Origin of the sequence: Pseudomonas koreensis, assembly GCF_012986595.1 — a bacterium.
Taxonomy (GTDB): Bacteria; Pseudomonadota; Gammaproteobacteria; order Pseudomonadales; family Pseudomonadaceae; genus Aquipseudomonas; species Aquipseudomonas koreensis.
The window spans coordinates 22,658-32,385 of sequence record NZ_JAAQYM010000011.1; the positions used below are offsets into that span (position 1 = coordinate 22,658).

Below are 9,728 nucleotides of genomic sequence, written 5' to 3' on the forward strand. Positions count from 1 at the left end.
TTAACGACGATGGGCCAGCGAACGCACCAGCCGGTCACCCAGGCTCTGCACGCCTTGCACGAGGATGACCAGCACTACCACGGTGGCGACCATCACTTCATTGTTGAAACGCTGATAGCCGTAACGGATCGCCAGATCGCCCAGACCGCCACCGCCGATGACCCCGGCCATGGAAGAAAAACCGATCAGCATCACCAGCGTCAGGGTGATTCCCGCGAGCAGTGCCGGCAGCGCTTCGGGCAGCAGCACTTTGAAAATCACATGACGGATATCGCCGCCCATGGCGAGGATCGCTTCGATCCGGCCCTTGTCGACTTCGTCCAGCGCGTTCTCGACGATCCGCGCAAAAAACGGAAACGCGCCAATGGTGATCGGCACCACCGCAGCCGTGCTGCCGAGCGTCGTGCCGACCACCAGACGGGTCAGCGGAATCAGCGCGATCAGCATCACCACGAACGGCAGCGAGCGCCCCAGATTGACCAGCGAACCCAGCGCGGCATTCAGCCGTAGCATCGGCCACAGTCCGTCACGGCGACTGAGGAACAGCAACACCCCCAGCGGCAAACCGATCAGCAGCGTGAACAAGCCTGCGAGCAGGACCATGTACAGGGTTTCGCCGGTGGCGTTGCACACCAGTTGCAGGATTTCATCCCAGTGGATCGTGCGGTTCATGACTGAGCCGCCCGTACGCCGTATTGCTTGAGGAAACTCAGCCCCGGCGCCGCATGCCCCAGTGGCAGGCCGCAGGTCGGGCGCAGCGAGGCGCCGAGCAGCGACTGCGGATCTGCGAGCAAGCGCGGCACCGGTCCGGCCTCGACCAGTCGCCCGCCGGCCATGGAGGCGGCGTGATCACAGATCGACTTGACCACGTCCAGCTCATGGGTGATCAGCACGATGGTCAGGCCCAGTTGCCGATTGATGTCGCGCAGCAGTTCGAGAATCGACGCGGTGGTTTCCGGGTCCAGCGCGCTGGTGGCCTCGTCCGACAGCAGATACGCCGGCTCGGCTGCCAGCGCGCGGGCAATCCCCACCCGTTGTTTCTGGCCACCGGACAACTGCGAGGGAAAGGCTTGCGCCTTGTCACTCAAACCGACCAGTTCCAGCAGTTCGCGCACGCGCACATGGCGCCACGGTTTGCCGACGTTGGCGATCTCCAGCGGCACGGCGATGTTGTCGAACACGGTGCGCGAATGCAGCAGATTGAAGCCCTGGAAAATCATGCCGATGCGCTGACGCTGGCGGCGCAGGTCGCTGGCAGAGAGCGTCAGCAGGTCTACGCCGTCGATCAGGATCCGCCCGCTGTCCGGGCGTTCGAGCAGGTTGAGGCAACGCAACAGGGTCGATTTGCCCGCACCGCTACGCCCGAGAATGCCGTAGACCGCGCCGTCGGGAATGCTCAGCGACACCTGATCGAGTGCCGGCGCGGCCGCCGACGGATACGTTTTGCTCAACTGCTCGACGACGATCATGGCTTGGCATCCACCACTGGAATCACCGAACCCTTGAAGTTATCGGTGATGTACTTCGCCACTTGCGGCGAGGTCAGGTCCTTGGCCAGTTGCGCGATGCGTGGATCGTTCTGCAGTTTCGGCGTGGTCACCAGAATGTTGGCGTACGGATTGTGCTCGGCCTTCTCCAGCCCTAGTGCATCCCGGGCCGGCACCAGCCCGGCTTCCAGTGCGTAGTTGCCGTTGATCACCGCAAGGTCGACATCGTCCAGCGCCCGGGGAATTTGCGGCGATTCGATTTCGAGGATTTTCAGCTGTTTCGGGTTCTCGGCAATGTCCTTGGGCGTGGCCTGATCAGCCGCCGGATCGTTGAAACCGGGCTTGAGTCTGATCAGCCCATTGTCCTGCAACAGGTACAGCGCACGGCTCAGGTTGGTGACGTTGTTCGGCACGGCGACAGTGCCTTTTTCCGGCACCTCGGCGAAGCTTTTGTGCCGGCGCGAGTAAATCCCCAGCGGCTCGATATGCACCGTGGCGGCCACTGCGAGTTTCTGCCCGAGCGCTTGCTCCTGGGATTTCAGGTACGGCAGGTGCTGAAAGTAATTGGCATCGACATCGCCGTGCACCAGCAACTCGTTGGAGTTCACGCCGTTGGGGATCTCGATGACCTTGAGGTTGAGTTGCGGATCGATGGTCTGGATGTACGCGAGAATCTGCGCGTGGGGCACCGGGTCGGCAGCCACGCGCAACGGCTCCAGTGCCTGAACGCCGAACGAAGTCACCAGCGCGCCGAGGACGGCCAGGGTCACACCTGCTTTTTTCAACATGGTCTTGGTCCTTGATCGAGTGATGAGTCAGGCGGTTTGCGGAATCAGTGCATCGGCATAGAACCGGCGGGCGACATCCGGATGCGAACGCAGGCGCCCCTTGAGGTAATTCCAGCCGACGTCGCGAAACAGTGGGTTGAGCGGATCGCTGGCCGGCCCGCGGGCTTCACGCAACAGTGCGGTCGGCAGCGGATACAGCGGCACCACGGCGTCGAGTTGCGCACCGAGGAAAAACGCGATCGACAGACGTTCACTGCCCGCCGGCGGCGAGACCACCCGGTGCACGGTGGCGCGCAGGTAACCATTGGTAGCCAGTTCCAGCAGTTCGCCGATGTTCACCACCAAGGTGTTTTCACGCGGCAGTGCATCGATCCAGCGCCCCTCCTCGATCTCCACCTGCAGACCGGCCTGCTGGTCCTGCAGCAGGAAGCTGAGGAACCCGGAATCCTTGTGCGCGCCGACGCCCTGCTGGCTCGCGTTGGCGGCCTGGCCTGGATAGCGCATCAATTTGATGTGTTCGTTGGGCTTGTCGCCGTACAACTGATCGAACGCGTCCTCCCGCAGCGACAGCGCTTGGGCGAAGGCGCGCAGCAGGCGCAACGCCATGTGCGTCATCGCTTGTTGCCATTCGAGCAGCAGAGGCTTGAGCTCAGGCAGCGCCGCCGGCCATTGGTTGGGCCCCTGCAACCGTGCCCAGAATGGACTGTCCGCGTCTAGCGGCAACGCCTCGCGCTCGGCCCCGAGATCGAACTGCTCACGCCAGTCGGGTTGACCACGGGTGATCTCGGAAGCGGCACGGTTGTACCCGCGAAAATGCGGCGAATTGATCATGCCGACGGCAGTCTTTTCGTGCTCGGACAAGGCGAAGAACTGCCGGGCGTGATTCTGCACCTGCTTGAGCAGGTCGCTGTCGATGCCATGGCCGGTGAGATAGAAAAAGCCGACGTCACGCGCGGCGTGACGCAGGTTTTCAAGAAATTCATAACGCTGTTGCGCGGTACCTTCGAACAACGAAAGGTCCAGCGTCGGCAGCGCGGTGATATCCAGGGTATGCGGCATGATTCACTCCCGTGTGAATCAAACCTGAAGAGCCTTTGATCGATTCAGCGTGTGCCGTCATGGCAATCGGGGGTCTATCGGTTTGATGCGTTTGATTCGTCGTGAGACAAAACTAAACGATCTTAAAAACGACAAACAAATACCCTTTTTGCATTAGCTTAGGCCTGACGCTCACGTTCACCATCATCGCACCCAGCCAATTCGCGAAACCCGAACATCAAGCGCTAGTTGATACCTTCGCCTCTCTCTGTAATGAACAGGAGTCGGACCTGTTTGAATATTGCCTACGGTCTGACTCACTGTTTGCGCAAAAACCTTAGTGGCAACGTCAACCTGTCTCGACAGTCATCGAGGTAAGGAGCGCTTCAATTGATCAGCGGGCCGGGTCATAAAACGGCTCGACCGCCACCCGACTGCCGACAAAGAAACTGTCAGCCACCAGCCGCAGTGGCTGCAGATCCATGTCGCTGGCCTGGTCTCCAATCAGTTGCCGGAAGTGGCGATACACCGCCGTGTACTCGCCCTCCTCAGACACCGCCTGGCGCACGCCGTCGATGCTCAGCAGTGCCCCGCCGTTATCCAGACGCAGCAGCCCTTCGGCGCAGCGAATCTCGATGCTCCAGAGTTCGTCGTGACCGTGGTCGAAATCGAACTCGGCCTGCACGTCGAGCCGGTTCGCGTCGGACATCTTGATCGACGCGGCAATCGGCGACTGGCAGTTGTCCGGTACGCGCAGTTCGGCGGCTTCGACAAACAATGGCTGCGCCAGCAAGCGGGTGACAATCGACAAGGCATTGATGCCCGGATCGAACACGCCCAGACCACCGGGCTGCCAGATCCACGTCTGACCGGGATGCCACTTGCGCACGTCTTCCTTCCAGTCGATCTGCACACTTTGCAGCGTGCGGCTGGCGAGCCAGTCGCGGGCGGCTTCTATCCCGGGGGCGTAGCGCGAATGCCAGGCGAACAACGCACTGACACCCTGCTGCTGCGCTTGGCTGATCAAGGCCATCGCCTCGCCCAGCGTGGCGCACGGCGGTTTTTCCACTAATACATGTTTGCCGGCAGCCAGCGCCTGCTGCACCAGTGCGAACCGACCTTGCGGCGGCGTACAAAACGCAATCGCATCCACCTGGGGGCCGTTTTCCAGCAACTCGCTCAACGAGTAAAAGTTCTCCACCCCGACACAGGGTTTGCCTTGCGTGGCGACCGACACCAGGTGAAACCCGGGATTGGCGTTGATCGCCGGCACATGTTGATCCTGGGCAATCTTGCCGTAGCCCACCAGACCGAGACGGATCGGTTGCATCAGTGACTCCTGTTTTTGTCTTGTTGTCGTCAGCGAATGCGCAGATTAGCCGCAAACGTCAGGGAATACCCAGCACAGGCTGATCAAAAAACCACAGAAGCCAGCGCTCACCTCACCGCGCCGGGTAGCGTGGGTCAATTCAGCGGCGCAAACGAAGAAAGCCTGCTTTTCAGGGCAGGCTTTCACTTTTACAACGCTGCAGTCATTTCTGCTGCGCGGTCAACGCCGAATAACTGTTCATCAAGTTGCGATAGTTGGGAATCCGCTGCGACAGCAAGTTACCCAGCCCTTCGATGTCGTTGCGCCAGTCGCGGTGCAGCTCACAGGCCACCGAGAACCAGTTCATCATTTGTGCGCCGGCCTGGGTCATGCGGCTCCAGGCGGCTTGCTGGACAGTGGTGTTGAAGGTGCCGGAGGCGTCGGTGACGACGAACACGTCAAAGCCTTCGGCCAGTGCCGACAGGGTCGGGAACGCTACGCAGACGTCGGTCACGACACCGGCAATGATGATCTGCTTGCGTCCGGTGGCCTTGATGGCCTTGACGAAGTCTTCGTTGTCCCAGGCGTTGATCTGGCCTGGGCGGGCGATGTACGGCGCGTCGGGGAACATTTCTTTCAGTTCCGGGACCAGCGGGCCGTTGGGGCCTTGTTCGAAACTGGTGGTGAGGATGGTCGGCAGGTTGAAGAATTTCGCCAGGTCGGCCAGGGCCAGGACGTTGTTCTTGAACTCGTTTGGCGAGAAGTCCTGAACCAGAGAAATCAGACCGGTCTGGTGGTCGACCAGCAGAACTACGGCGTCGTCTTTGTTGAGGCGGTTGTAGGTTGCAGTGCTCATGGTTGAATCCCTTTTCTTGGTTGTGGTAGTTGGCGTTGCGTTGAACATGGGCACAGATTACGGACACAACCGGAGCGGATAAATCGGTTGAAAAGCGTTTCACTGTCAACTCAAAAGGGACAATAAGCGGTTATGAGCTAATAACACCTTCATTAAGCCGTCTTCCAAACGTTGTACTAGGATAGGATCCAATTGCTGGCGTTGCGCTGGCCCGGGAACACGCTCGGCGCACGGCCAGGAATGGATCGTTTCACCTGTAAATCATGGATGACGCTTATGAACTCACACCTGTTTCCCCACATCGGTAAAGTCATTGCCAGCACCGGCAGCCGGCACTTTCCACGGATGCTGCATGACTTGATCCAGACGCAACTGGCGGTGGACGCCATGCACATCTGCCAGATGCGCGTCGAGCCGGTGGGCCGCCCCCACCGCATCCAGGCGGACGCCGGCAAGGACTCGGCCCTGCTGGCCGAAACGGTGTTCTCCGAACACAGCGCCGCGCGCAGTGCCGAGCCGGTCGACGCGCACCCGGCCAGCACTGATGCCTCACAACTGCACCTGACCCGGCGCAAGGACGGCTACCGCTATGTGATCTCGGTGTATCGCAACGATCAGTCGCAACGTTTCTCGGCCCAGGAACGAAGTTTGTTGCAGGATATTTCTCCGGTGCTGTTGCCGATGGTGGAAAAACACATTCACGCCCTGCAACCGCCAAGGGCCACCGTTGACGATCAGGCGCGCAACGCCGACGGCTCGCAACCGGGACTGGACAACCTGCGCCAGCGTTTCGGCGAACGGCTGCAGCAACTGGGCCTGAGCCTGTCCAATCGCGAAACCGAGGTGTGCATCGGGCTGCTCGCCGGGCGTACCGCGCCGGAGCTGGCCGAGCAGTTACAGTTGAAGGTCAACACGGTGGAAAGCTACCTCAAGCGCGCCGCGATCAAACTGGGCATCAGCGGCCGGCATTCGTTGATGCGCTGGATGTATTCACCCGACGACACCGGCCACGCCACCAGCGCGGCCTGAGCCGGACCACCCGCGAAAAACACCGCCGCCCTCCCGGACGGCGGTTTTTTTTTGGCCGTTGTTCAGTCCCGCGCCAGTGCCTCGATCGGGTCCAGACGCGACGCGTTGCGCGCCGGCACGAAGCCGAAAACGATGCCGATCAGCGTCGAGCAGATCACCGCGGTGATCACCGAGGCCAGCGAGAAGACCATTTCCCATTCCTTGATGAACACCGAGAACAAGTGCCCGATGGCATACGACAGGGAAATCCCGATCGCCCCGCCGAGCAGACAGACCATCACCGCCTCCACCAGAAACTGCTGACGAATGTCCGACTGACGCGCACCGACCGCCATGCGGATGCCGATCTCCCGCGTGCGCTCGGTGACCGACACCAGCATGATGTTCATCACCCCGATGCCGCCGACCACCAGCGAAATCACCGCGATCAGCGACAGCAGCAGCGCCAGCGAGCGGCTGGTTTTCTGCACCGTCTGCAGCACGCTGTCGAGGTTGTTGGTGTAGAAGTCCTTGATTCCGTGGCGTTGCAGCATCAGCTGGTTGACGTGTTCCTCCACCACTTTGCTCGACTGCCCGTCCTTCATCCGCACGCTGATGCTGTCGAGGAAGCGTTGGCCCAACAGACGGCCGGCGGCAGTTTCGTAGGGCACCCAGACGTTGAGGGTCTTGCCTGAGGCAAACAGGTTCTTGTTCTCTGCCGCCACGCCGATCACCGTGCACGGCAGGTTGCCGATCAGGATCACCTGGCCCAGCGGATCAACGCCCTCGGCAAACAGCCGATGCCGGGTGTTGTAGTCGATCACCACCACTTGCGCCTGACGCCGGGCGTCGTTTTCGCTGAAGGCAATCCCCGCCTCCAGCTTGATCCCGCGTACCTGGAAATACTGGTCGCTGACACCGTTGATCTGCGCGTCGAGGTCGATGTTGCGGTAACGCAGGAGCATGCTGCGGCCGACCACCGGGGTTGCGCTGTCGACGTAGTAGAGCTGATTCAGCGCGGTGACGTCGGCCGGCACCAGGGTCTCGATGGACGCGGCGCGCTTGTCGCCGAAACTGGTGCCGGAATAGATATCGATGGTGTTGCTGCCGATTGCCGAGATGTCCTTGAGCACGTAGCGCTTGGCGCCCTCGCCGATCGCCGAAATCGACACCACCGAGGTGATGCCGATGACGATCCCGAGCATGGTCAGCAAGGTACGCATGCGGTGTGACACCAGCGCCACCCAGGCCATGTTGAACGCCTCTTTGAACAGGCCCAGGCTGGCCACCAGTCGGCGGGTTGCCGGGGGTTTTGGCGCCACGTCCTCTTCACTCGGCAGTTGCCCGCTGTCGCGCTCGTTGAGGCGGTCGCTGAGGATTTCACCGTCGCTGACCTCAATGATGCGTTCGGCGTTGGCCGCGACTTTCGGGTCGTGGGTCACCAGAATCACCGTGTGCCCGGCGGCGTGCAGCTCAAGCAGGATGCGCATCACTTCCTTGCCGCTGGCGGTGTCGAGGGCGCCGGTGGGTTCGTCGGCAAGGATCACTTCACCGCCATTCATCAGGGCGCGGGCGATACTCACCCGTTGTTGCTGGCCGCCGGAGAGCTGGCTTGGACGGTGGGTCAGGTGCCCGTCCAGCCCTAGCCGCGCCAGCAACTCGCGGGCCCGGGCGTGACGCTGCGGCGCGGGGATGCCAGCGTAGATCGCCGGCATCTCGACGTTGTGCATCGCATTCAGGTGCGGCAGCAAGTGATAACGCTGGAAGATGAAGCCGAAGTAATCGCGGCGCAGCTCGGCCAGCGCCTGATCATCGAGGTCGCGGGTTTCCTGGCCATTGATCTTGTAGCTGCCGGCGGTGGCGTAATCGAGGCAGCCGAGGATGTTCATCAGAGTTGATTTACCGGAACCGGAGGCGCCGATGATCGCCACCATTTCTCCGGCATGGATCGTCAGGTTGATGTTGTTCAGGGCCAGGAACTCGCGGTCGCCGGCGGTGAAACTGCGGGTGATGCCGGTCAGTTGCAGCAGCGCTTGCGTCATGCTCAGGCCCCCGCCACGGCGGGCAACGGCTCGCCGATCACCACCCGGTCGCCTTCACTCAGGCCCTGGTTGATCTGCACTTTGACGTTGTTGTTGATCCCGGTCTGAACGTTGCGCGACTGCGCCTGGCCTTTGGCATCCAGCACCCGCACCGGAAAACTGCCATCGGCATTGCGTGGCCCGAGTGCGGCCACCGGCACGGTCAGCACCGATTGCGCGGTGTCGAGGACGATACGCACCTGCGCGGTCATCGAGATGCGCAAGCGATGATCGGGGTTGGGCACGTCAAACAGCGCGTTGTAGAACACCGCGGTGTTCTGTTTCGGCGTACCGGCTGGCGGCGTTTCGAGGAAATTCTGCGGCGCCGGTTCAGTGCCGCGCAGCTTGCCGTAATAACGTTTGTCCTCGCCGAGAATGGTGAAATACACCGCCTGCCCCGGCGCGATGTGGATCACGTCGGCCTCCGAGACCTGGGCCTTGATGGTCATGGTGTCGAGATCCGCCAATTTCAGCAGCACCGGCGCCAACTGGTTAGCGATCACGGTCTGGCCTTCCTGGGTGACGATGCCGACCACGTCACCGTCGATGGGCGCGATGATCCGCGTATACGCAAGGTTGACCTTGGCGGTGTCGATCTGGATGTGTGCACTCTTGATCTGCGCCTCCAGCGACAACAGGTTGGCCTGCTGCACCTCGTAGTTCGATTGCGCGGTTTCGAAATCCTGACGCGAGATCGACGCGTCTTCCTGCAGGTTCTGATAACGCTCGTAGATCGCCTTGGTCTGCTTGAGCTGGGCTTGCGTCGCACGCTTTTGCGCTTGCAGGTTTTCCTCGTCGACCTGGGCCTGACGCAGGGTGTTCTGCAGCACCAGCGGATCGATTTCCGCCAGCCACTGGCCCTTCTTGACCTTGTCGCCGACCTTGACCTTGAGCGACTTCAACTGCCCCGACACCTGCGCGCCGACGTCCACCTGCTTGATGCCCTCGAGCAAACCGGTAGCCAGCACAGTGTTTTCGATGTCCGTGCGTTCGACCGGCGCCGTCTGATATTTGGGTGCTTCGGCGGGTGCCTGCACCGTGTACAGCACCAACCCGGCCACCGCCGCCAACGCCAACCCCATACCGACTTTGCGCAACTTCGACTTTTCCATAAATAACCACAAGTTCGTTCAGGGATGGACCCGGCCAGCGGCCGGGTCT

Annotated in this window: 9 protein-coding genes; 1 reads left to right on the top strand and 8 read right to left on the bottom strand. The window is 61.4% G+C overall.

Annotated features, from left to right (window positions below; translation table 11 throughout):
* From HBN98_RS27530 to ycaC, 6 genes are all read right to left on the bottom strand, one after another.
* Window positions 1-672: a methionine ABC transporter permease gene (locus HBN98_RS27530; protein ID WP_083369335.1), complete on the bottom strand. Its 672-nt coding sequence runs from the start codon at window positions 670-672 to the stop codon at window positions 1-3.
* Window positions 669-1,469 (bottom strand): methionine ABC transporter ATP-binding protein, encoded by an 801-nt coding sequence (locus HBN98_RS27535; protein WP_082920304.1) that lies wholly within the window; start codon window positions 1,467-1,469, stop codon window positions 669-671. Before HBN98_RS27535 ends, HBN98_RS27530 begins: the two co-directional genes overlap by 4 nt.
* A complete protein-coding gene (locus HBN98_RS27540) occupies window positions 1,466-2,275 on the bottom strand; it encodes a MetQ/NlpA family ABC transporter substrate-binding protein (RefSeq protein ID WP_083369336.1) in 810 nt (269 codons plus the stop codon). Before HBN98_RS27540 ends, HBN98_RS27535 begins: the two co-directional genes overlap by 4 nt.
* A 27-nt stretch (window positions 2,276-2,302) precedes the next feature.
* A complete protein-coding gene (locus HBN98_RS27545) occupies window positions 2,303-3,334 on the bottom strand; it encodes an isopenicillin N synthase family dioxygenase (RefSeq protein WP_083369337.1) in 1,032 nt (343 codons plus the stop codon).
* A 373-nt stretch (window positions 3,335-3,707) separates the two neighbouring features.
* Window positions 3,708-4,643, bottom strand: a complete 936-nt coding sequence (locus HBN98_RS27550; RefSeq protein ID WP_083369338.1) for a Gfo/Idh/MocA family protein — start codon at window positions 4,641-4,643, stop codon at window positions 3,708-3,710.
* Window positions 4,644-4,845: 202 nt separating this feature from the next.
* Window positions 4,846-5,478, bottom strand: coding sequence for an isochorismate family cysteine hydrolase YcaC (gene ycaC / locus HBN98_RS27555; protein WP_007966399.1), 633 nt, complete (start codon window positions 5,476-5,478; stop codon window positions 4,846-4,848).
* 276 nt (window positions 5,479-5,754) lie between these two features.
* On the opposite strand from ycaC, the gene HBN98_RS27560 reads away from it, so the two are divergent.
* A complete protein-coding gene (locus tag HBN98_RS27560) occupies window positions 5,755-6,507 on the top strand; it encodes a helix-turn-helix transcriptional regulator (RefSeq protein WP_083369339.1) in 753 nt (250 codons plus the stop codon).
* A gap of 62 nt (window positions 6,508-6,569) precedes the next feature.
* On the opposite strand, the gene HBN98_RS27565 is transcribed toward HBN98_RS27560, so the two are convergent.
* Together HBN98_RS27565 and macA are read right to left on the bottom strand one after the other, a co-directional pair.
* On the bottom strand, window positions 6,570-8,528 hold the full coding sequence (locus tag HBN98_RS27565; protein WP_083369340.1) for a MacB family efflux pump subunit: 1,959 nt from the start codon (window positions 8,526-8,528) through the stop codon (window positions 6,570-6,572).
* A gap of 2 nt (window positions 8,529-8,530) precedes the next feature.
* Window positions 8,531-9,679: a macrolide transporter subunit MacA gene (macA, locus tag HBN98_RS27570; protein ID WP_064587244.1), complete on the bottom strand. Its 1,149-nt coding sequence runs from the start codon at window positions 9,677-9,679 to the stop codon at window positions 8,531-8,533.
* Between the last annotated feature and the right edge of the window lie 49 nt (window positions 9,680-9,728).

Coding starts and splice junctions, on each gene's coding strand:
- HBN98_RS27560 (WP_083369339.1), top strand. CDS start 5,755: ATGAACTCACACCTGTTTCCCCACATCGGTAAAGTCATTGCCAGCACC.
- HBN98_RS27540 (WP_083369336.1), bottom strand. CDS start 2,275: ATGTTGAAAAAAGCAGGTGTGACCCTGGCCGTCCTCGGCGCGCTGGTG.
- HBN98_RS27565 (WP_083369340.1), bottom strand. CDS start 8,528: ATGACGCAAGCGCTGCTGCAACTGACCGGCATCACCCGCAGTTTCACC.
- HBN98_RS27550 (WP_083369338.1), bottom strand. CDS start 4,643: ATGCAACCGATCCGTCTCGGTCTGGTGGGCTACGGCAAGATTGCCCAG.
- macA (WP_064587244.1), bottom strand. CDS start 9,679: ATGGAAAAGTCGAAGTTGCGCAAAGTCGGTATGGGGTTGGCGTTGGCG.
- HBN98_RS27535 (WP_082920304.1), bottom strand. CDS start 1,469: ATGATCGTCGTCGAGCAGTTGAGCAAAACGTATCCGTCGGCGGCCGCG.
- HBN98_RS27545 (WP_083369337.1), bottom strand. CDS start 3,334: ATGCCGCATACCCTGGATATCACCGCGCTGCCGACGCTGGACCTTTCG.
- ycaC (WP_007966399.1), bottom strand. CDS start 5,478: ATGAGCACTGCAACCTACAACCGCCTCAACAAAGACGACGCCGTAGTT.
- HBN98_RS27530 (WP_083369335.1), bottom strand. CDS start 672: ATGAACCGCACGATCCACTGGGATGAAATCCTGCAACTGGTGTGCAAC.